The following is a 21324-nucleotide window of genomic DNA, read 5'->3' on the forward strand; positions in this document are numbered from 1 at the left end:
GTTCAAGCATCAACCGCTTTTTGGGTCGACTTGAAGACACGAATTTTCTTGCCATCTTCTACTTTGAAACCAACGCGGTCTGCCTTGTTGGTTTCGCCGTTGAAAATGGCGACGTTAGAAGCGTCCAGCGGAGCTTCTTTTTCGACGATACCGCCTTGTACGCCCGACATCGGGTTAGGCTTGGTATGACGCTTAACCAGGTTCAGACCACCAATAACCAGACGGTTATTAGCGAGAACCTTAAGCACCTTACCGCGCTTACCTTTGTCTTTGCCGGCGATCACGATGATCTCGTCGTCACGACGAATCTTTTGCATGTCGGATCTCCTTACAGCACTTCTGGGGCGAGCGAGACGATCTTCATGAACTTCTCAGTACGAAGTTCACGGGTCACTGGCCCAAAGATACGGGTGCCGATCGGCTCTTGCTTGTTGTTCAGAAGAACAGCAGCGTTGCCATCAAAGCGGATAATGGAGCCATCTGCACGGCGAACACCGTGACGAGTGCGGACTACAACAGCAGTCATCACTTGGCCTTTTTTCACTTTACCGCGAGGAATTGCTTCCTTAACGGTAACCTTGATGATGTCACCGATACCAGCGTAACGACGATGGGAGCCACCCAGCACCTTGATGCACATAACACGGCGAGCGCCGCTGTTATCGGCCACATCGAGCATGGATTGAGTCTGAATCATATAATTTCTCCGACCCCTAGTCCTTAGACTTCCACAGCGCGTTCGAGAACATCAACCAGTGCCCAAGACTTGGTCTTGGCCAGCGGACGAGTTTCACGAATAGTGACTTTGTCGCCGATGTGGCACTGGTTGGTTTCGTCGTGCGCGTGCAGCTTAGTCGAACGCTTAACATATTTACCGTAGATCGGGTGCTTAACGCGGCGCTCGATCAAAACGGTGATGGTTTTGTCCATCTTGTCGCTGACAACACGGCCAGTCAGCGTACGGACAGTCTTTTCGGCTTCAGCCATGATCACTTACCTGCCTGCTGGTTGAGCACAGTCTTCACGCGAGCGATGTCACGCTTAACTTGCGAGAGCAGATGAGACTGCCCCAACTGGCCAGTTGCTTTCTGCATGCGCAGATTGAACTGGTCGCGCAGCAGGCCGAGCAGTTGCTCGTTCAGCTGCTGTGCGGATTTTTCACGAAGTTCATTCGCTTTCATCACATCACCGTCCGTTTAACAAAGGCGGTGGCGAGCGGCAGCTTTGCAGCAGCCAGGGCAAAAGCCTCACGCGCCAGCTCTTCAGTTACACCCTCGATTTCATACAGGACTTTGCCTGGCTGAATCTGGGCAACCCAGTATTCCACGTTACCCTTACCTTTACCCATCCGAACTTCGAGGGGCTTTTTGGAGATTGGCTTGTCCGGGAATACACGGATCCAGATCTTGCCGCCACGTTTTACGTGACGGGTCAGAGCACGACGCGCTGACTCGATCTGACGAGCGGTGAGACGACCACGAGCTACAGACTTCAGCGCGAATTCGCCGAAGCTGACTTTGCTACCGCGCTGAGCCAGACCACGGTTGTGGCCTGTCATCTGCTTGCGGAACTTCGTACGCTTTGGTTGCAACATTTGGCGTACCCCTTACTTAGCAGCTTTTTTACGAGGCGCTGGTGCTTGTGGTTTCAGTTCTTCTTGGCGACCACCAATTACTTCGCCTTTGAAGATCCAAACCTTTACACCGATCACACCGTAAGTGGTGTGAGCTTCGTAGTTGGCATAGTCGATGTCGGCACGCAGGGTGTGCAATGGCACACGACCTTCGCGATACCATTCAGTACGTGCGATTTCAGCACCGCCGAGACGACCGCTCACTTGGATTTTGATGCCTTTGGCACCAATGCGCATGGCGTTCTGTACGGCGCGCTTCATAGCGCGACGGAACATGACGCGACGCTCCAGCTGCTGAGCTACGCTCTGCGCAACCAGCATACCGTCGAGCTCCGGCTTACGGATCTCTTCGATATTGATGTGCACAGGCACACCCATTTGCTTGGTCAGGTCCTGACGCAGTTTCTCAACATCTTCACCTTTCTTCCCGATAACGATACCTGGACGAGCGGTGTGGATGGTGATACGTGCAGTTTGCGCCGGACGATGGATATCGATACGGCTTACGGACGCGCTTTTTAGTTTGTCTTGGAGATACTCACGCACCTTCAGATCAGCGAACAAATAGTCCGCATAAGTCCGACCGTCTGCGTACCAGACGGAGGTGTGCTCCTTGACGATTCCCAGGCGAATGCCAATGGGATGTACTTTCTGACCCATCTCTTCGACTCCGTTACTTGTCAGCAACCTTGACAGTGATATGGCAAGACCGCTTGACGATGCGATCAGCACGGCCTTTGGCACGCGGCATGATACGCTTCAGCGAACGCCCTTCGTTGACGAAAACGGTGCTGACCTTCAGGTCATCAACGTCTGCGCCTTCGTTATGCTCGGCGTTGGCTACGGCCGACTCCAGCACTTTCTTCATGATCTCGGCGGCTTTCTTACTGCTGAAAGCCAACAGGTTGAGCGCTTCGCCCACCTTCTTCCCGCGGATCTGGTCGGCGACCAAGCGGGCTTTCTGGGCGGAGATTCGAGCGCCCGACAACTTAGCGGCTACTTCCATTTCCTAACCCCTTAACGCTTGGCTTTCTTGTCTGCCACGTGCCCACGATATGTGCGGGTACCGGCAAACTCGCCTAGTTTGTGGCCGACCATGTCTTCGTTCACGAGAACTGGGACGTGAAGACGACCGTTGTGTACTGCGATGGTCAAACCGACCATTTGTGGCAGGATCATCGAACGACGCGACCAGGTTTTCACCGGCTTGCGATCATTCTTTTCCGCCGCCACTTCGATCTTCTTCAGTAGGTGAAGATCAATAAAAGGACCTTTTTTCAGAGAACGTGGCACTGTCGTATCCCTCTATTTACTTGCGACGACGGACGATCATTTTGTCGGTACGCTTATTACCACGAGTCTTCGCGCCCTTAGTCGGGAAGCCCCATGGCGATACCGGATGACGACCACCAGAGGTACGACCTTCACCACCACCGTGTGGGTGGTCAACCGGGTTCATGGCAACACCACGAACGGTTGGGCGAACGCCACGCCAGCGTTTGGCACCAGCTTTACCCAGCGAACGCAGGCTGTGCTCGGAGTTCGAGACTTCGCCCAAGGTCGCGCGGCATTCAGCCAGCACTTTACGCATCTCACCAGAACGCAGACGCAGGGTCACGTAGACACCTTCACGAGCGATCAGCTGAGCCGAAGCACCAGCGGAACGAGCGATTTGCGCGCCTTTACCTGGCTTCAATTCGATGCCGTGTACGGTGCTACCAACTGGAATGTTACGCAGTTGCAGAGCGTTGCCCGGCTTGATCGGTGCCAGGGCACCTGCGATCAGCTGGTCGCCAGCACTCACGCCTTTAGGGGCGATGATGTAGCGACGCTCGCCATCTGCGTACAGCAGCAGAGCGATGTGAGCAGTACGGTTTGGATCGTATTCGATACGCTCGACAGTGGCAGTGATGCCATCTTTGTCGTTGCGACGGAAGTCGACCAGACGATAATGCTGCTTATGGCCACCACCGATGTGACGAGTGGTAATGCGACCATTGTTGTTACGACCACCAGTCTTCGATTTCTTCTCGAGCAGCGGTGCGTGAGGAGCGCCTTTATGCAGCTCCTGGTTGACCACCTTGACCACAAAACGGCGGCCAGGGGAAGTCGGTTTGCATTTAACGATTGCCATGATGCACCCCTTCCTTACTCAGCACTGCTGCTGAAATCGAGATCTTGGCCTGGCTGAAGGGAGATAACCGCCTTCTTCCAGTCATTACGCTTGCCCAGACCGCGAGCAGTGCGCTTGCTCTTACCCAGAACATTCAGGGTAGTAACACGCTCTACTTTCACGCTGAACAGGCTTTCGACGGCCTTCTTGATTTCCAGCTTGGTTGCGTCAGTTGCAACCTTGAAAACGAACTGGCCTTTCTTGTCAGCCAGAACCGTAGCCTTTTCGGAAACGTGCGGGCCAAGCAGAACTTTAAATACGCGTTCCTGGTTCATCCCAGCAGCTCCTCGAATTTCTTCACGGCCGACACGGTGATCAACACCTTGTCGTATGCGATCAGACTAACTGGATCGGAACCTTGCACGTCACGTACATCAACGTGTGGCAGGTTGCGAGCAGCCAGGTACAGGTTCTGATCAACAGCTTCAGACACGATCAAGACGTCAGTCAGGCCCATGCCGTTCAGCTTGTTCAGCAGATCTTTGGTTTTCGGTGCTTCAACAGCGAAGTCCTGAACCACGACCAGACGATCAGTACGCACGAGTTCAGCAAGGATGGAGCGCAGTGCTGCGCGGTACATCTTCTTGTTGAGCTTCTGAGTGTGATCCTGAGGACGAGCTGCGAAAGTGGTACCGCCGCCGCGCCAGATTGGGCTACGGATAGTACCGGCACGAGCACGGCCAGTACCTTTCTGACGCCAAGGGCGCTTACCGCCACCACGAACGTCGGAACGGGTCTTTTGCTGCTTGCTACCTTGACGGCCGCCGGCCATGTAGGCCACGACTGCTTGGTGAACGAGCGTCTCGTTGAATTCGCCGCCAAATGTCAGTTCGGAAACTTCGATCGCTTGAGCGTCATTTACATTTAATTGCATGTCAGCTTCCCCTTAACCGCGAGCCTTGGCCGCTGGACGTACAACCAGGTTGCCGCCAGTAGCGCCAGGAACAGCACCCTTGACCAACAACAGATTGCGTTCAGCGTCGACGCGCACTACTTCGAGGGACTGCACGGTCACGCGCTCAGCGCCCATATGACCGGACATTTTTTTGCCCTTGAATACACGACCAGGAGTCTGGCACTGGCCAATAGAGCCCGGGACGCGGTGGGAAACGGAGTTACCGTGAGTGTTGTCTTGGCCACGGAAATTCCAACGCTTGATCGTACCCTGGAAGCCTTTACCCTTGGACTGACCGGTTACATCAACCAGTTGACCAGCGGCGAAGATTTCAGCGTTGATCAGATCGCCAGCCTGGTAGTCGCCTTCTTCAAGACGGAACTCCATAACAGTGCGACCAGCTGCAACGTTTGCTTTAGCGAAGTGACCTGCTTGAGCAGCAGTCACGCGCGAAGCACGACGCTCGCCGACAGTGACTTGCACTGCACGATAGCCATCGGTTTCTTCAGTTTTAAACTGGGTGACGCGATTCGGCTCGATCTCAATGACCGTAACCGGAATGGAGACACCTTCTTCGGTGAAAATACGGGTCATACCGCATTTACGACCGACTACACCAATAGTCATGTTGTAAACCTCATGAGTGTACGGGGCTTTCACCCGCTATGGCCGCCCATTTCAGAGCGTTACACGACTAAGACCCAAGTCTTAGCCGAGGCTGATCTGTACTTCCACACCGGCCGCCAGATCAAGCTTCATAAGTGCATCAACGGTTTTATCCGTTGGCTGGACGATGTCCAGTACGCGCTTATGAGTACGGATCTCGTACTGGTCACGCGCGTCTTTGTTGACGTGCGGGGAGACCAGAACGGTGAACCGCTCTTTACGGGTAGGCAGTGGAATTGGACCACGCACTTGTGCACCAGTACGTTTCGCGGTTTCCACGATTTCCTGGGTGGATTGGTCGATCAGGCGATGGTCAAAAGCCTTCAACCTGATACGGATTTGCTGATTTTGCATTGGATTTCAGACTCCGGCTGCTATTCCCAGCGAGCGCAATACGCCCGTTAAAAGGAGGCGCAATTCTATAGACGCCCCAGATGGGTGTCAACCCAATAAAAAAAGCCCCCGCTAAGCGGGGGCTTTCTCAAAACCTCGAAGCTAACTCAAAAAAGAGCTTACTCGATGATTTTAGCTACAACGCCAGCACCAACGGTACGGCCGCCTTCACGGATAGCGAAGCGCAGACCGTCTTCCATTGCGATGGTTTTGATCAGGGTGACAACCATTTTGATGTTGTCGCCTGGCATTACCATTTCAACGCCTTCCGGCAGCTCGCAGTTACCAGTCACGTCAGTAGTACGGAAGTAGAACTGTGGACGGTAGCCTTTGAAGAACGGAGTGTGACGACCGCCTTCTTCTTTGCTCAGCACGTACACTTCAGCTTCGAACTTGGTGTGCGGCTTAACCGAACCTGGCTTAACCAGAACCTGGCCACGCTCAACGTCGTCACGCTTGGTACCACGCAGCAGAACGCCGCAGTTCTCGCCAGCACGACCTTCGTCGAGCAGCTTACGGAACATTTCAACACCGGTGCAGGTGGTGACAGTAGTGTCACGCAGACCAACGATTTCCAGTGGATCTTGAACCTTAACGATACCGCGCTCGATACGACCGGTAACAACAGTACCACGACCGGAGATCGAGAATACGTCTTCGATTGGCATCAGGAACGGCTTGTCGATAACACGAACTGGATCTGGGATGTAGCTGTCCAGAGTCTCAACCAGTTTACGAACGGACGTGGTGCCCATTTCGTTATCGTCTTTGCCTTCCAGAGCCATACGAGCAGAACCGATGATGATCGGAGTGTCGTCGCCTGGGAAGTCGTAAGTGCTCAGCAGATCGCGCACTTCCATCTCAACCAGTTCCAGCAGCTCAGCGTCGTCTACCAGGTCAGCCTTGTTCAGGTAAACCACGATGTACGGAACGCCAACCTGGCGGGACAGCAGGATGTGCTCACGGGTTTGTGGCATCGGACCATCAGCGGCCGAGCAAACCAGGATCGCGCCGTCCATTTGGGCAGCACCGGTGATCATGTTCTTCACATAGTCAGCGTGACCTGGGCAGTCAACGTGAGCGTAGTGACGGATCAGCGAGTTGTATTCAACGTGCGCGGTGTTGATGGTGATACCACGAGCTTTTTCTTCTGGTGCGCTGTCGATCTTATCGAAATCAACGACTGCGGAACCGAAAATTTCGGAGCAAACGCGAGTCAGAGCAGCAGTCAGAGTGGTTTTACCATGGTCAACGTGACCGATAGTGCCAACGTTGACGTGTGGTAGGGAACGATCAAATTTTTCTTTAGCCACGACAATTAACTCCTTGCCTAAAGGACTGAATCAGCCTTGTTTTTTGGATACAGTTTCAGCGATGTGCGCCGGAGCTGTGTTGTATTTTTTGAATTCCATAGAGTAGCTTGCGCGACCCTGGGACATGGAGCGAACGTCGGTCGCATAACCGAACATCTCACCCAACGGAACCTCGGCGCGAATCACTTTGCCGGAAACCGTGTCTTCCATACCCAAGATCATGCCGCGACGACGGTTAAGGTCGCCCATGACATCACCCATATAGTCTTCAGGTGTAACAACTTCTACCGCCATGATTGGCTCAAGCAACTCACCACCGCCCTTCTGGGCCAGTTGCTTGGTTGCCATGGAAGCAGCCACCTTGAACGCCATCTCGTTGGAGTCGACGTCGTGGTAAGAACCGTCAAAAACGGTTGCTTTCAGGCCGATCAGCGGATAGCCGGCAACAACACCGTTCTTCATCTGCTCTTCGATACCCTTCTGGATAGCAGGGATGTATTCCTTAGGAACAACACCACCCACTACTTCGTTCACGAATTGCAAACCTTCCTGACCTTCATCAGCAGGAGCAAAACGGATCCAGCAGTGACCGAACTGACCACGACCGCCGGACTGACGAACGAACTTGCCTTCGATTTCACAGTTCTTCGTGATGCGCTCACGATAGGAAACCTGAGGCTTACCGATGTTGGCTTCGACGTTGAACTCACGGCGCATCCGGTCAACCAGGATGTCCAGGTGCAGCTCGCCCATGCCGGAGATGATCGTTTGACCAGTCTCTTCATCAGTCTTGACGCGGAAAGATGGATCTTCCTGAGCAAGTTTACCCAGAGCGATACCCATTTTTTCCTGGTCATCCTTGGTCTTAGGCTCTACGGCAACCGAAATAACCGGCTCCGGGAAGTCCATACGAACCAGGATGATTGGCTTGTCAGCGTTGCACAAAGTTTCACCAGTGGTGACGTCCTTCATGCCGATCAAGGCCGCGATGTCACCAGCGCGTACTTCCTTGATCTCTTCACGGGCGTTTGCGTGCATTTGCACCATACGACCCACGCGCTCTTTCTTGCCCTTGACCGAGTTGATCACGCCGTCGCCGGAGTTCAACACGCCCGAGTAAACGCGGACGAAGGTCAGGGTACCCACGAATGGGTCGGTAGCGATCTTGAACGCCAGAGCCGAGAACGGCTCGCTGTCGTCTGCATGACGCTCCAGCTCGATAGTCTCGTCATCCGGGTCAGTACCCTTGATGGCAGGAATATCAACCGGCGCAGGCAGGTAGTCGATCACGGCGTCGAGAACCAGGGGAACACCCTTGTTCTTGAAGGAAGAACCGCAAACAGCCAAGACGATCTCACCAGCGATAGTACGCTGACGCAGAGCGGCCTTGATTTCCGCGTTGGTGAGTTCTTCACCTTCGAGGTACTTGTTCATCAGTTCTTCGTTGGCTTCGGCCGCAGCCTCAACCATGTTGTTGCGCCACTCGTCAGCCAATTCCTGCATGTCTGCAGGGATAGCTTCGCGACGAGGAACCATACCTTTGTCAGCATCGTTCCAGTAAACAGCTTCCATGGCCAGCAGATCGATCTGCCCCTGGAAGTTGTCTTCGGAACCGATAGCCAACTGGATTGGCACCGGGGTGTGACCCAGACGCTGCTTGATCTGACCGATCACGCGCAGGAAGTTCGCACCAGCACGGTCCATCTTGTTTACGTAAACAAGACGTGGAACGCCGTACTTGTTGGCTTGACGCCATACGGTTTCCGACTGAGGCTCAACACCCGAGGTGCCGCAGAACACAACGACAGCGCCGTCGAGTACACGCAGGGAACGCTCAACTTCAATGGTGAAGTCTACGTGGCCCGGGGTATCGATTACGTTGAAGCGGTGCTCATCTTTGTACTGCTTCTCGGAACCTTTCCAGAAGGCGGTAATAGCAGCAGAAGTAATGGTAATACCACGCTCCTGCTCCTGAACCATCCAGTCTGTGGTCGCGGCGCCGTCATGCACCTCGCCCATCTTGTGACTTTTGCCGGTGTAAAAAAGGACGCGCTCGGTGGTGGTGGTTTTACCAGCATCCACGTGAGCGACGATACCGATGTTACGGTAGCGACTAATCGGAGTAGTACGAGCCATAAAGCCCTCGCAAAATTAGTGAAGCTAGAATTAGAAGCGGTAGTGCGAGAAAGCTTTGTTAGCTTCAGCCATACGGTGCACGTCTTCACGCTTCTTAACAGCAGCACCTTTACCTTCAGCAGCGTCCAACAGTTCGCCAGCCAAACGCAGAGCCATAGACTTCTCGCCACGCTTACGGGCGAAGTCTACCAACCAGCGCATTGCCAGGGCGTTACGACGGGACGGACGAACTTCGACCGGAACCTGGTAAGTAGCACCGCCTACACGGCGCGACTTCACTTCGACCAGCGGAGCGATGGCGTCGAGAGCTTTCTCGAAGATTTCCAGGGGGTCGCTGTTCTTGCGTTCTTTAACCTTTTCCAGCGCGCCATAAACGATACGCTCGGCAACGGCTTTCTTGCCGCTTTCCATCACGTGGTTCATGAACTTGGCCAGAATTTGGCTTCCGTATTTTGGATCGTCAAGCACTTCGCGCTTGGCTGCTACGCGTCTTCTTGGCATGGATAAGCCCTCAAACGGTCTTCAGGTTCGCTCGGAATCGGTGCCCTTTCGGGACGCCTCCGACCTTACTCTTATCGACTCAGAAAATAAGATGATTCAGTTTTACAAAAAGCCGCTACTACTTAGGCTTCTTGGTACCGTACTTCGAACGACCCTGGTTACGACCTTTAACGCCGGAAGTATCCAAGGAGCCGCGTACGGTGTGGTAACGAACACCTGGCAAGTCTTTTACACGACCGCCGCGGATCAGTACCACGCTGTGCTCTTGCAGGTTGTGGCCTTCACCGCCGATGTACGAGGAAACCTCGAAACCGTTGGTCAGACGCACACGGCATACTTTACGCAGTGCCGAGTTAGGTTTTTTCGGCGTAGTGGTATACACGCGAGTGCATACGCCACGACGTTGCGGGCAGTTCTGCAGCGCAGGTACGTCGGATTTCTCGACGATACGCTTACGCGGCTGACGTACCAGCTGGTTGATAGTTGCCATCTACTAGCTCCACTGTTGTCTTGCGACGCTATTGTCTTGCAAGAAAAGCAAAATGGCAGGAACGAATTCCCGCCAAATTTAGGGGTACAAGAGTCTAAAGAGGATCTTGCCCCCAGTCAAGGCAAGGCCCCGACCTCCCCTCTCAACGAACCGGGGCAAAACTGCCTCGATCCGACGAATGGGGGCTGCCAGGGCCCAGACTTATTTATCGCAGAACTCAGTTACCGCTTGAGTTCAGCGCTTCGGTCAGTGCAGCTTCCACTTCACTGGCGCTTACGCGCAACGGCTTGTCAGCATCACGGCGGCGCTTGCGCTCGCTGTGGTAAGCCAAACCGGTACCGGCTGGGATCAGACGACCCACAACCACGTTTTCTTTCAGGCCGCGCAGGTAATCGCGCTTGCCGGTTACCGCTGCTTCGGTCAGTACGCGAGTGGTCTCCTGGAAGGAGGCCGCCGAGATGAACGATTCAGTGGACAACGACGCCTTGGTGATACCCAGCAGCACACGAGTAAATTTGGAAACAAATTTCTCGTCGGCTGCCAGACGTTCGTTTTCTACCAGTACGTGAGTCAGTTCCATCTGGTCGCCCTTGATGAAACTGGAATCGCCGGATTCAGCGATTTCAACTTTACGCAGCATCTGACGCAGAATGGTCTCGATGTGCTTATCGTTGATCTTCACGCCTTGCAGACGGTAAACGTCCTGGATCTCGTTAACGATGTACTTGGCCAGCGCACTCACACCCAGCAGACGCAGGATGTCGTGTGGATCGCTCGGACCGTCGGAGATAACTTCGCCGCGGTTTACCTGTTCGCCTTCGAACACGTTCAGGTGACGCCACTTCGGAATCAGCTCTTCATACGGATCGCTACCGTCGTTCGGAGTAATGACCAGACGGCGCTTGCCCTTGGTCTCTTTACCGAACGCGATGGTGCCGCTGACTTCAGCCAGAATCGACGCTTCTTTCGGACGACGAGCCTCGAACAAGTCGGCAACACGCGGCAGACCACCGGTGATGTCACGGGTCTTCGAAGTCTCTTGCGGGATACGCGCGATAACGTCACCGATCGCAATCTTCGCACCATCCGCTACACCGACCAGGGCGTTGGCTGGCAGGAAGTACTGAGCGATTACGTCAGTGCCTGGCAGCAACAGATCCTTGCCGTTGTCATCGACCATCTTCACGGCAGGACGGATGTCTTTACCGGCAGCTGGACGATCTTTCGCGTCGAGGACTTCAATGTTGGTCATACCGGTCAATTCGTCAGTCTGACGCTTGATCGTGATGCCTTCTTCCATGCCCACGTAGGTCACGGTACCTTTCATTTCGGTAACGATTGGGTGAGTGTGCGGATCCCACTTGGCCACGATTGCGCCAGCGTCGACCTTGTCACCTTCTTTAACCGAAATCACAGCACCATACGGCAGCTTGTAGCGCTCACGCTCACGACCGTAGTCGTCAGCGATTGCCAGCTCACCGGAACGGGACACAGCAACCAGGCAACCATCCACTCGTTCAACGTGCTTCAGGTTGTGCAGACGGACGGTACCGCCATTCTTCACCTGAACGCTGTCGGCTGCGGAGGTCCGGCTTGCCGCACCACCGATGTGGAATGTACGCATGGTCAGCTGGGTACCCGGCTCACCGATGGACTGGGCAGCGATAACGCCGACCGCTTCACCGATGTTCACCTGGTGACCACGAGCCAAGTCACGGCCATAGCACTTGGCGCAAATGCCGAAGCGGGTTTCACAGCTGATCGGCGAGCGAACGATCACTTCGTCGATGCTGTTGAGTTCGATGAACTCGACCCACTTCTCGTCAACCAGGGTGCCGGCAGGAACGATAATTTCCTCGGTACCTGGCTTGAATACGTCACGGGCAATAACACGACCCAATACGCGCTCACCCAGCGGCTCTACAACGTCACCGCCTTCAATGTGCGGTGTCATCAGCAAGCCGTGTTCGGTGCCGCAATCGATCTCGGTTACAACCAGATCTTGTGCAACGTCTACCAGACGACGAGTCAGGTAACCGGAGTTAGCGGTTTTCAACGCGGTATCCGCCAGACCTTTACGAGCACCGTGAGTGGAGATGAAGTACTGAAGTACGCTCAAACCTTCACGGAAGTTCGCAGTAATCGGCGTTTCGATGATGGAACCGTCCGGCTTGGCCATCAGGCCACGCATACCGGCGAGCTGACGGATCTGCGCAGCAGAACCCCGTGCGCCCGAGTCAGCCATCATGTACATCGAGTTGAACGACTCTTGATCGACTTCCACGCCATGACGGTCGATAACTTTCTCTTTCGAGAGGTTAGCCATCATTGCCTTCGACACTTCGTCGTTGGCCTTGGACCAAAGGTCGATCACTTTGTTGTACTTCTCGCCCTGGGTTACCAGGCCGGAAGCGTACTGGCTTTCGATCTCTTTCACTTCATCAGTGGCAGCACTGATGATGCGGGCTTTTTCATCCGGGATAACGAAGTCGTTAACACCGATGGAAACGCCGGAAATGGTCGAATAAGCAAAACCGGTGTACATCAACTGGTCAGCGAAAATCACGGTCTCTTTCAGACCAACCACGCGGTAGCACTGGTTGATCAGCTTGGAGATCGCCTTTTTCTTCATCGGCAGGTTGACGACGTCGTAAGACAGACCTTTTGGCACAACCTGATACAACAGCGCACGGCCGACAGTGGTGTCGACGATACGGACATTGCTCACGCTGCCGCCGTCACGGTCGTTCACGGTTTCATGAATCCGCACTTTGACCTTGGCGTGCAGTGCGGCTTCGCCGGCACGGAACACACGGTCAACTTCCTGCAGGTCAGCGAATACACGACCTTCGCCCTTGGCGTTGATCGCTTCACGGGTCATGTAGTACAGACCCAATACAACGTCCTGCGACGGAACGATGATTGGCTCACCGTTGGCTGGCGACAGGATGTTGTTGGTCGACATCATCAACGCACGCGCTTCCAACTGGGCTTCCAGTGTCAGCGGTACGTGCACGGCCATTTGGTCGCCGTCGAAGTCGGCGTTGTACGCAGCACAGACCAGAGGGTGCAGCTGGATAGCCTTACCTTCGATCAGTACCGGTTCAAACGCCTGGATACCCAGACGGTGAAGGGTCGGTGCACGGTTGAGGAGAACCGGGTGTTCGCGGATCACTTCAGCGAGAACGTCCCAAACCTCTGGCAGTTCGCGCTCGACCATTTTCTTGGCCGCTTTGATGGTGGTCGCGAGACCGCGCATTTCCAGCTTGCCGAAGATGAACGGCTTGAACAGCTCGAGAGCCATCTTCTTAGGCAGACCGCACTGGTGCAGACGCAGGGTCGGGCCTACGGTAATTACCGAACGACCGGAGTAGTCAACACGCTTACCGAGCAAGTTCTGACGGAAACGACCTTGCTTACCCTTGATCATGTCAGCCAAGGATTTCAGAGGACGCTTGTTCGAACCGGTGATAGCGCGGCCACGACGGCCGTTGTCGAGCAGGGCATCGACGGCTTCTTGCAACATACGCTTTTCGTTGCGCACGATGATGTCCGGAGCGGACAGATCGAGCAGGCGCTTCAAGCGGTTGTTACGGTTGATCACGCGGCGGTACAGGTCGTTGAGGTCGGACGTCGCGAAACGACCACCGTCCAACGGTACCAGCGGACGCAGGTCTGGCGGCAGAACCGGCAGAACGGTCAGCACCATCCACTCTGGCAAGTTGCCGGAACCCTGGAAGGCCTCCATCAACTTCAGACGCTTGGACAGCTTCTTGATCTTGGTTTCGGAGTTGGTTTGCGGAATTTCTTCACGCAGACGGCCAATCTCGTGCTCCAGGTCGATAGCGTGCAGCAGTTCGCGGACAGCTTCGGCACCCATGCGGGCATCGAAATCGTCGCCAAACTCTTCCAGCGCTTCGAAGTACTGCTCGTCGTTCAGCAACTGACCTTTTTCAAGGGTGGTCATGCCTGGATCGATAACGACATAGCTCTCGAAGTAGAGAACGCGTTCGATATCACGCAGGGTCATGTCCATCAGCAAGCCGATACGGGACGGCAGCGATTTCAGGAACCAGATGTGGGCAACCGGCGAAGCCAGTTCGATGTGCGCCATGCGCTCACGACGAACCTTGGCCAGTGCGACTTCAACGCCGCACTTCTCGCAGATCACACCACGGTGCTTCAAGCGCTTGTACTTACCGCACAGGCACTCGTAATCCTTTACCGGGCCAAAGATCTTGGCGCAGAACAGGCCGTCACGCTCAGGTTTGAACGTACGGTAGTTGATGGTTTCCGGCTTTTTAACTTCACCGAACGACCACGAACGGATCATCTCAGGCGATGCCAGTCCAATACGGATGGCGTCGAACTCTTCGACTTGACCCTGGTTTTTCAGCAAATTCAGTAGGTCTTTCAAGGCCTTTCCTCCTGGCGGAGCAGAGAGCGGGCTAAACAGCCCCGCTCTCGATTCGCGTCACGTGTTATTCGGTTTCCAGATCGATATCGATGCCGAGGGAACGAATTTCTTTGATCAACACGTTGAAGGACTCGGGCATGCCCGGCTCCATACGGTGATCGCCGTCCACGATGTTTTTGTACATCTTGGTCCGACCGTTCACATCGTCTGACTTCACTGTGAGCATTTCTTGCAGAGTGTAAGCAGCACCGTATGCTTCCAGTGCCCAGACCTCCATCTCCCCGAAACGCTGACCACCGAACTGAGCCTTACCACCCAGCGGCTGCTGGGTAACCAGGCTGTACGAACCGGTAGAACGAGCGTGCATCTTGTCGTCTACCAAGTGGTTCAGCTTCAGCATGTACATGTAGCCAACAGTAACCGGGCGCTCGAACTTGTTGCCGGTACGGCCGTCGAACAGCTGCATCTGGCCGCTTTCCGGCAGGTCTGCCAGTTTCAGCATGGCCTTGATTTCGCTTTCCTTGGCACCGTCGAACACTGGGGTAGCCATTGGAACACCGCCGCGCAGGTTCTTCGCCAGATCCAGGATTTCCTGGTCGGTGAAGGTATCCAGCTCTTCTTTGCGGCCGCCGATCTCGTTGTAGATCTCGTGCAGGAACTTGCGCAGGTCAGCAACCTTGCGCTGCTCTTCGATCATACGGTTGATCTTCTCGCCCAGACCTTTGGCCGCGAGGCCCAGGTGGGTTTCAAGGATCTGACCAACGTTCATACGCGAAGGTACGCCCAACGGGTTGAGGACGACGTCGACCGGGGTGCCATTGGCATCGTGCGGCATGTCTTCAACCGGCATGATCACGGAGACCACACCCTTGTTACCGTGACGACCGGCCATCTTGTCGCCCGGTTGGATGCGGCGACGGATTGCCAGGTAAACCTTGACGATTTTCAGCACGCCTGGAGCCAGGTCATCGCCCTGCTGCAGTTTGCGCTTCTTGTCTTCGAACTTGTCGTCCAGCAGACGACGACGATCAACGATGTAGGCCTGGGCCTTCTCGAGTTGCTCGTTCAGAGCATCTTCAGCCATGCGCAGTTTGAACCACTGGCCGTGCTCAAGACCGTCGAGTACTTCGTCGGTGATGTCCTGACCTTTCTTCAGGCCGGCGCCGCCTTCAGCCTTGCGGCCTACCAGAGCGGAACGCAGACGTTCGAAGGTCGCGCCTTCAACGATACGGAACTCTTCGTTCAGGTCCTTGCGGATCTCGTCGAGTTGGATCTTCTCGATGGACAGAGCACGAGCATCACGCTCAACGCCGTCGCGGGTGAAGACCTGTACGTCGATGACAGTGCCCTTGGTACCGGTCGGTACACGCAGGGAAGTGTCTTTCACGTCGCTGGCTTTTTCACCGAAGATGGCACGCAGCAGCTTCTCTTCCGGAGTCAGTTGGGTCTCGCCTTTCGGAGTGACCTTACCGACCAGGATGTCGCCTGCGCCAACTTCAGCACCTACGTAAACGATACCGGCTTCGTCCAGCTTGTTCAGTGCAGCTTCACCCACGTTCGGGATGTCTGCAGTGATTTCCTCAGGCCCAAGCTTGGTGTCACGCGCCACACAGGTCAGTTCCTGGATGTGGATCGTGGTGAAACGGTCTTCTTGAACAACACGCTCGGACAAGCAGATGGAGTCTTCGAAGTTGTAACCGTTCCAGGCCATGAACGCGATGCGCATGTTCTGGCCCAGAGCCAGCTCACCCATATCGGTGGAAGGGCCGTCGGCCATAATGTCGCTACGCTGAACGCGATCACCCTTACGCACCAGCGGACGCTGGTTAATGCAGGTGTTCTGGTTCGAGCGGGTGTATTTGGTCAGGTTGTAGATGTCGACACCGGCTTCGCCAGTTTCAACTTCGTCATCGGCAACACGAACCACGATACGGCTGGCATCAACGGAGTCGATCACACCGCCACGACGGGCCACGACGCAAACGCCGGAGTCACGCGCAACGTTACGCTCCATGCCGGTACCTACCAGCGGCTTATCAGCGCGCAGGGTCGGTACAGCTTGACGCTGCATGTTGGAACCCATCAACGCACGGTTGGCGTCATCGTGTTCCAGGAACGGGATCAGCGACGCTGCAACCGAAACTACCTGCTTCGGCGAAACGTCCATCAAGGTGACGTCTTCCGGCGCCTTGACGGTGAATTCGTTCAAGTGACGAACAGCTACCAGCTCGTCGATCAGCATTTTCTTGTCGTTCATCGTGGCCGAAGCCTGGGCGATCACGTGATCAGCTTCTTCGATGGCGGACAGGAACACGATCTCGTCGGTGACCAGAGCGTCTTTCACCACGCGGTACGGGCTCTCAAGGAAGCCGTACTGGTTGGTGCGCGCATAGGCAGCCAGGGAGTTGATCAGACCGATGTTCGGACCTTCCGGCGTTTCGATCGGGCAAACACGACCGTAGTGCGTCGGGTGTACGTCACGGACTTCAAAGCCTGCACGTTCACGGGTCAGACCGCCCGGGCCCAGTGCGGATACACGGCGCTTGTGGGTGATCTCGGAGAGCGGGTTGTTCTGGTCCATGAACTGCGAGAGCTGGCTGGAACCGAAGAACTCTTTCACCGCTGCAGCCACTGGCTTGGCGTTGATCAAGTCTTGCGGCATCAGGCCTTCACTTTCAGCCATCGACAGACGCTCTTTGACCGCACGCTCAACACGTACCAGGCCAACGCGGAACTGGTTCTCGGCCATTTCGCCTACGCAGCGAACACGACGGTTACCCAGGTGGTCGATGTCATCGACGATGCCTTTGCCGTTACGGATGTCGACCAGAGTCTTCAGGACCGCAACGATGTCTTCCTTGCACAGCACGCCCGAACCTTCGATCTCGGTACGACCGATACGACGGTTGAACTTCATCCGGCCGACCGCAGACAGGTCATAGCGCTCAGGGCTGAAGAACAGGTTGTTGAACAGGGTTTCGGCAGCGTCTTTGGTAGGTGGCTCGCCAGGACGCATCATGCGATAGATCTCGACCAGCGCTTCCAATTGGTTGCTGGTGGAGTCGATCTTCAGGGTGTCGGAGACGAACGGACCGCAGTCGATATCGTTGGTGTACAAGGTTTCGATGCGAACAACCTGAGCCTTGGCGATTTTTGCCAGGATTTCGGTGTTCAGCTCGGTGTTGCACTCAGCCAGGATTTCGCCTGTAGCCGGGTGAACGATGACCTTGGCGGTCGTGCGACCCAGGACGTAGTCCAGAGGCACGTCCAGCGACTTGATACCGGCCTTTTCGATCTGGTTGATGTGGCGCGCAGTGATACGGCGGCCGGCTTCAACGATGACCTTGCCATTTTCATCCTGGATATCCAGGACAGCAATTTCACCACGCAGACGCGAAGCAATCAGTTCCAGGCTGAGGGTTTCATCCTTCAGGCTGAATACGTTGGTGGTGTAGAAAGCGTCCAGCACTTGCTCAGTGGTATAGCCGAGCGCGCGCAGCAGCACGGAGGCCGGCAGCTTGCGACGACGGTCGATACGCACGAACACGCAGTCTTTCGGGTCGAACTCGAAGTCCAACCACGAACCGCGGTACGGAATGATCCGCGCGGAGTACAGGAGCTTGCCGGAGCTGTGCGTCTTGCCGCGGTCGTGGTCGAAGAACACGCCCGGGGAACGGTGCAGCTGGGAAACGATAACACGCTCGGTACCGTTGATAACGAAGGTACCGTTTTCAGTCATCAGTGGGATTTCGCCCATGTAGACTTCTTGCTCTTTGATGTCCTTGATCGCTTTGTTCGACGATTCTTTGTCGAAAATGATCAGACGGACTTTTACCCGCAAAGGTACGGCGTACGTAACACCGCGCAACACGCATTCTTTGACATCAAATGCCGGTTCGCCCAGGCGATAACCGACGTACTCCAGCGCAGCATTGCCGGAGTAGCTGATGATCGGGAAAACGGATTTGAAGGCCGCATGCAGGCCCACGTCGCGGAACTGATCTTTGGTCGCTCCCGCCTGCAAGAATTCACGATACGAATCCAGCTGGATAGCCAGAAGGTACGGGACATCCATGACGTCCGGCAACTTGCTAAAGTCCTTGCGGATACGTTTTTTCTCAGTATATGAGTAAGCCATCAGCGTTCCCCAGCTTGGTCACCTGCTTGTTTGGCCCTCCCGACGGGAGCAGCCAGAAAATCTTGCAAACCCCTTGGTTTGCACCACCGCATCGGGTGGCTACAGCGCGTTAATGGCGGCGACCGAGTCGACAGCCAAGAACGGAAAAAGGCCGGTGGCAAGAGCCACCAGCCATCAGCCTTCAGCTTAACGCTTGGGCTGGAGACGCAAGGTCGATGCTTACTTCAGCTCGACTTTAGCGCCTGCTTCTTCCAGAGCGGCCTTGGCTTTGTCAGCTGCGTCTTTGGCAACAGCTTCCAGAACCATGGCAGGAGCGCCGTCAACTACAGCCTTGGCTTCTTTCAGGCCCAGACCGGTCAGTTCACGAACTGCCTTGATCACGTTTACTTTCTTCTCGCCAGCTTCCAGCAGCATGACGTTGAATTCGGTTTGCTCTTCAGCAACAGCAGCAACAGCGGCTGGGCCAGCGGAAGCAGCGGCAGCGGAAACGCCGAATTTTTCTTCGAAAGCTTTGATCAGCTCAACAACCTGCAGAACCGACATTTCAGCTACGGCGTTGAGGATATCTTCTTGGGAGATAGACATTACTGTATTTCCTGAATTGGGGGACGGCCTACGCGGCCATCGAAATAAACAAAAATACGCGAGAGAAAATGCTCAGCCTTAGGCTGCGGCAGCTTCTTTTTGCTCGCGAACTGCAGCCAGAGTACGAGCCAGCTTGCTGGTAGCGCCTTGAATCACGCTCATCAGCTGCGAAATAGCTTCGTTACGGGTCGGCAGTGTTGCCAGTACGTCGATTTGGTTAGCTGCGAGGAACTTGCCCTCGAACGCAGCTGCCTTGATCTCGAACTTTTCCTGACTCTTGGCGAACTCTTTGAACAAACGGGCAGCAGCGCCTGGATGATCTGTGGAGAACGCGATCAGAGTCGGGCCGGTGAACACGTCGTTGAGAACACTGTATTCAGTGTCAGCAACAGCGCGCTTGAGCAGGGTGTTACGTACAACACGTACGTATACGCCAGCTTCACGAGCCTCTTTACGGAGTCCGGTCATAGCGCCTACTGTCACACCACGGGCATCAGCCACGACAGCGGACAGAGCAGCTTTGGCAGCCTCGTTGACTTCAGCGACGATGGCCTTCTTGTCTTCGAGATTAATTGCCACGGGTTAAACTCCTGCTTGTTACCGTTTCATCTGGCCGAAGCCGGATGTCGTTTTGGTGTCTGATTCGGTAAGGAACCGGGAGCACCATCTGCGTAGGCTTGAGGTTTAAGACTTGCGTCGCCTACGGTCTTGGATAGCCCCCGCCAGGCAGGGACCCCAATTTTTTCAATTGACGCGATCGCTCACGCCAACGTGTGTCTTATACGTCCAGCGAGCCTTGGTCGATGACCAGACCTGGGCCCATAGTGGTGCTCAGGGTAACGCGCTTGACGTAGATGCCTTTCGAAGAAGCTGGCTTGATGCGCTTCAGATCAGCGATCAGGGCTTCAACGTTTTCCTTCAGCTTGACGGCATCGAAGCCGACTTTGCCAACGGAAGTGTGAATGATGCCGTTTTTGTCAGTGCGATAACGAACCTGACCAGCCTTGGCGTTTTTAACCGCGGTAGCGACGTCTGGGGTTACGGTGCCGACTTTCGGGTTAGGCATCAGACCACGTGGACCGAGGATCTGACCCAACTGACCGACAACGCGCATTGCATCCGGGGAAGCAATAACGACGTCATAGTTCAGGTCGCCGCCTTTCATTTCGGCAGCCAGGTCGTCCATGCCAACGCGATCGGCGCCAGCGGCCAGAGCAGCTTCAGCTGCTGGACCTTGGGTGAAGACAGCAACACGTACAGTCTTGCCAGTACCGTGTGGCAGCACAGTAGCGCTACGAACGACCTGGTCGGATTTACGTGGGTCAACACCCAGGTTTACAGCAATGTCAACGGACTCGCTGAACTTGACAGTCGACAGCTCGGTCAGCAGTGCAGCAGCGTCTACAAAGTTGTAGGCCTTGCCTGCTTCGATTTTGCCGGCGATAGCCTTTTGGCGCTTGGTCAGCTTAGCCATTACACACCCTCCACGTTAAGGCCCATGCTACGGGCAGAACCGGCGATGGTACGCACGGCTGCATCCATATCAGCTGCAGTCAGATCCGCGTTTTTGGTTTTCGCGATTTCTTCCAGCTGAGCACGAGTCACGGTGCCAACCTTAACGGTGTTAGGACGAGCGGAACCGCTAGTCAGACCAGCAGCTTTCTTCAACAGAACCGAAGCCGGGGTCGACTTGGTTTCGAAGGTGAAGCTACGGTCGCTGTATACAGTGATGATCACTGGAGTCGGCAGACCTGGCTCAATACCCTGTGTACGGGCGTTGAAGGCCTTGCAGAATTCCATGATGTTCACGCCGTGCTGACCCAGAGCTGGACCGACGGGTGGGCTAGGGTTGGCCTGAGCGGCCTTCACTTGCAGCTTGATGTAAGCGGTAATCTTCTTGGCCATGAGGCACTCCAATTACGGGTTCGAACGCCTCGAAAGGCTCCCCGGTTACTTGCGCGTTTATCCCAGTGACGACAAAACC

At 55.2% G+C, this 21324-nt stretch carries 23 protein-coding genes; all 23 read right to left on the minus strand.

The features are described 5' to 3' along the window. Window positions 1-2: 2 nt before the first annotated feature. Window positions 3-317, minus strand: a complete 315-nt coding sequence (rplX, locus tag J2Y83_RS25690) for a 50S ribosomal protein L24 (protein ID WP_003176416.1) — start codon at window positions 315-317, stop codon at window positions 3-5. An 11-nt stretch (window positions 318-328) separates the two neighbouring features. Next, complete coding sequence (rplN, locus tag J2Y83_RS25695) at window positions 329-697, minus strand: 50S ribosomal protein L14 (RefSeq protein WP_002555479.1); 369 nt, start codon at window positions 695-697, stop codon at window positions 329-331. 23 nt (window positions 698-720) lie between these two features. After that, window positions 721-987, minus strand: a complete 267-nt coding sequence (rpsQ, locus tag J2Y83_RS25700; protein ID WP_003176419.1) for a 30S ribosomal protein S17 — start codon at window positions 985-987, stop codon at window positions 721-723. Between the two features lie 2 nt (window positions 988-989). Continuing rightward, window positions 990-1181, minus strand: coding sequence for a 50S ribosomal protein L29 (gene rpmC, locus J2Y83_RS25705; protein WP_002555481.1), 192 nt, complete (start codon window positions 1179-1181; stop codon window positions 990-992). Further along, complete coding sequence (gene rplP, locus J2Y83_RS25710; RefSeq protein WP_003232424.1) at window positions 1181-1594, minus strand: 50S ribosomal protein L16; 414 nt, start codon at window positions 1592-1594, stop codon at window positions 1181-1183. The genes rpmC and rplP overlap by 1 nt, the downstream gene beginning before the upstream one ends. A 12-nt stretch (window positions 1595-1606) precedes the next feature. Further along, window positions 1607-2293, minus strand: a complete 687-nt coding sequence (gene rpsC, locus J2Y83_RS25715; RefSeq protein WP_003176422.1) for a 30S ribosomal protein S3 — start codon at window positions 2291-2293, stop codon at window positions 1607-1609. Window positions 2294-2306: 13 nt separating this feature from the next. Continuing rightward, the gene (rplV, locus tag J2Y83_RS25720) at window positions 2307-2639 is read right to left on the minus strand and encodes a 50S ribosomal protein L22 (RefSeq protein WP_003103908.1); all 333 of its coding nucleotides are present in this window, start codon (window positions 2637-2639) and stop codon (window positions 2307-2309) included. 11 nt (window positions 2640-2650) lie between these two features. Next, window positions 2651-2926, minus strand: coding sequence for a 30S ribosomal protein S19 (gene rpsS, locus J2Y83_RS25725; protein ID WP_003232420.1), 276 nt, complete (start codon window positions 2924-2926; stop codon window positions 2651-2653). Window positions 2927-2942: 16 nt separating this feature from the next. After that, a complete protein-coding gene (gene rplB / locus J2Y83_RS25730) occupies window positions 2943-3767 on the minus strand; it encodes a 50S ribosomal protein L2 (RefSeq protein WP_032884535.1) in 825 nt (274 codons plus the stop codon). A 14-nt stretch (window positions 3768-3781) separates the two neighbouring features. Further along, a complete protein-coding gene (gene rplW / locus J2Y83_RS25735) occupies window positions 3782-4081 on the minus strand; it encodes a 50S ribosomal protein L23 (protein ID WP_002555488.1) in 300 nt (99 codons plus the stop codon). After that, window positions 4078-4680 carry a 50S ribosomal protein L4 gene (gene rplD / locus J2Y83_RS25740; protein WP_003210082.1) on the minus strand — a complete coding sequence of 201 codons (603 nt, stop codon included), beginning with the start codon at window positions 4678-4680 and terminating at the stop codon, window positions 4078-4080. The genes rplW and rplD overlap by 4 nt, the downstream gene beginning before the upstream one ends. Before the next feature lie 12 nt (window positions 4681-4692). Continuing rightward, window positions 4693-5328, minus strand: coding sequence for a 50S ribosomal protein L3 (gene rplC / locus J2Y83_RS25745; protein WP_007253310.1), 636 nt, complete (start codon window positions 5326-5328; stop codon window positions 4693-4695). Window positions 5329-5409: 81 nt separating this feature from the next. Next, on the minus strand, window positions 5410-5721 hold the full coding sequence (rpsJ, locus tag J2Y83_RS25750) for a 30S ribosomal protein S10 (RefSeq protein WP_003186070.1): 312 nt from the start codon (window positions 5719-5721) through the stop codon (window positions 5410-5412). Window positions 5722-5879: 158 nt separating this feature from the next. Further along, window positions 5880-7073 carry an elongation factor Tu gene (gene tuf, locus J2Y83_RS25755; protein WP_095109688.1) on the minus strand — a complete coding sequence of 398 codons (1194 nt, stop codon included), beginning with the start codon at window positions 7071-7073 and terminating at the stop codon, window positions 5880-5882. A 30-nt stretch (window positions 7074-7103) separates the two neighbouring features. Further along, entirely contained in the window at window positions 7104-9209 is a 2106-nt protein-coding gene (gene fusA / locus J2Y83_RS25760; protein ID WP_247396020.1) for an elongation factor G, read from the minus strand. A gap of 30 nt (window positions 9210-9239) precedes the next feature. Then, complete coding sequence (rpsG, locus tag J2Y83_RS25765; protein WP_002555493.1) at window positions 9240-9710, minus strand: 30S ribosomal protein S7; 471 nt, start codon at window positions 9708-9710, stop codon at window positions 9240-9242. Window positions 9711-9828: 118 nt separating this feature from the next. Further along, window positions 9829-10200, minus strand: coding sequence for a 30S ribosomal protein S12 (rpsL, locus tag J2Y83_RS25770; protein ID WP_002555494.1), 372 nt, complete (start codon window positions 10198-10200; stop codon window positions 9829-9831). Window positions 10201-10417: 217 nt separating this feature from the next. Further along, window positions 10418-14617, minus strand: a complete 4200-nt coding sequence (gene rpoC / locus J2Y83_RS25775; protein ID WP_017848799.1) for a DNA-directed RNA polymerase subunit beta' — start codon at window positions 14615-14617, stop codon at window positions 10418-10420. Window positions 14618-14681: 64 nt separating this feature from the next. Continuing rightward, on the minus strand, window positions 14682-18755 hold the full coding sequence (gene rpoB / locus J2Y83_RS25780; RefSeq protein ID WP_253399582.1) for a DNA-directed RNA polymerase subunit beta: 4074 nt from the start codon (window positions 18753-18755) through the stop codon (window positions 14682-14684). Window positions 18756-18974: 219 nt separating this feature from the next. Further along, window positions 18975-19340 carry a 50S ribosomal protein L7/L12 gene (gene rplL, locus J2Y83_RS25785; RefSeq protein ID WP_046486495.1) on the minus strand — a complete coding sequence of 122 codons (366 nt, stop codon included), beginning with the start codon at window positions 19338-19340 and terminating at the stop codon, window positions 18975-18977. Between the two features lie 78 nt (window positions 19341-19418). Then, window positions 19419-19919, minus strand: a complete 501-nt coding sequence (gene rplJ / locus J2Y83_RS25790) for a 50S ribosomal protein L10 (RefSeq protein WP_253399583.1) — start codon at window positions 19917-19919, stop codon at window positions 19419-19421. A gap of 199 nt (window positions 19920-20118) precedes the next feature. Beyond that, window positions 20119-20814 carry a 50S ribosomal protein L1 gene (gene rplA, locus J2Y83_RS25795; protein ID WP_150642949.1) on the minus strand — a complete coding sequence of 232 codons (696 nt, stop codon included), beginning with the start codon at window positions 20812-20814 and terminating at the stop codon, window positions 20119-20121. Beyond that, window positions 20814-21245: a 50S ribosomal protein L11 gene (rplK, locus tag J2Y83_RS25800; protein WP_003210097.1), complete on the minus strand. Its 432-nt coding sequence runs from the start codon at window positions 21243-21245 to the stop codon at window positions 20814-20816. Before rplK ends, rplA begins: the two co-directional genes overlap by 1 nt. Window positions 21246-21324 lie beyond the last annotated feature (79 nt).

Source organism: Pseudomonas marginalis (genome assembly GCF_024169655.1).
GTDB classification, from domain to species: domain Bacteria; phylum Pseudomonadota; class Gammaproteobacteria; order Pseudomonadales; family Pseudomonadaceae; genus Aquipseudomonas; species Aquipseudomonas paraveronii.

Bases quoted from the DNA above. Each gene is read 5' to 3' on its own strand.
- rpoB (WP_253399582.1), bottom strand. From the start codon at position 18,755: ATGGCTTACTCATATACTGAGAAAAAACGTATCCGCAAGGACTTTAGC.
- rplK (WP_003210097.1), bottom strand. From the start codon at position 21,245: ATGGCCAAGAAGATTACCGCTTACATCAAGCTGCAAGTGAAGGCCGCT.
- rpsJ (WP_003186070.1), bottom strand. From the start codon at position 5,721: ATGCAAAATCAGCAAATCCGTATCAGGTTGAAGGCTTTTGACCATCGC.
- rplA (WP_150642949.1), bottom strand. From the start codon at position 20,814: ATGGCTAAGCTGACCAAGCGCCAAAAGGCTATCGCCGGCAAAATCGAA.
- rplP (WP_003232424.1), bottom strand. From the start codon at position 1,594: ATGTTGCAACCAAAGCGTACGAAGTTCCGCAAGCAGATGACAGGCCAC.
- rpsL (WP_002555494.1), bottom strand. From the start codon at position 10,200: ATGGCAACTATCAACCAGCTGGTACGTCAGCCGCGTAAGCGTATCGTC.
- rplD (WP_003210082.1), bottom strand. From the start codon at position 4,680: ATGCAATTAAATGTAAATGACGCTCAAGCGATCGAAGTTTCCGAACTG.
- rpmC (WP_002555481.1), bottom strand. From the start codon at position 1,181: ATGAAAGCGAATGAACTTCGTGAAAAATCCGCACAGCAGCTGAACGAG.
- rplV (WP_003103908.1), bottom strand. From the start codon at position 2,639: ATGGAAGTAGCCGCTAAGTTGTCGGGCGCTCGAATCTCCGCCCAGAAA.
- rplW (WP_002555488.1), bottom strand. From the start codon at position 4,081: ATGAACCAGGAACGCGTATTTAAAGTTCTGCTTGGCCCGCACGTTTCC.
- rplB (WP_032884535.1), bottom strand. From the start codon at position 3,767: ATGGCAATCGTTAAATGCAAACCGACTTCCCCTGGCCGCCGTTTTGTG.
- rpsQ (WP_003176419.1), bottom strand. From the start codon at position 987: ATGGCTGAAGCCGAAAAGACTGTCCGTACGCTGACTGGCCGTGTTGTC.
- rpsC (WP_003176422.1), bottom strand. From the start codon at position 2,293: ATGGGTCAGAAAGTACATCCCATTGGCATTCGCCTGGGAATCGTCAAG.
- fusA (WP_247396020.1), bottom strand. From the start codon at position 9,209: ATGGCTCGTACTACTCCGATTAGTCGCTACCGTAACATCGGTATCGTC.
- rplN (WP_002555479.1), bottom strand. From the start codon at position 697: ATGATTCAGACTCAATCCATGCTCGATGTGGCCGATAACAGCGGCGCT.
- rplL (WP_046486495.1), bottom strand. From the start codon at position 19,340: ATGTCTATCTCCCAAGAAGATATCCTCAACGCCGTAGCTGAAATGTCG.
- rplX (WP_003176416.1), bottom strand. From the start codon at position 317: ATGCAAAAGATTCGTCGTGACGACGAGATCATCGTGATCGCCGGCAAA.
- rplC (WP_007253310.1), bottom strand. From the start codon at position 5,328: ATGACTATTGGTGTAGTCGGTCGTAAATGCGGTATGACCCGTATTTTC.
- rpsG (WP_002555493.1), bottom strand. From the start codon at position 9,710: ATGCCAAGAAGACGCGTAGCAGCCAAGCGCGAAGTGCTTGACGATCCA.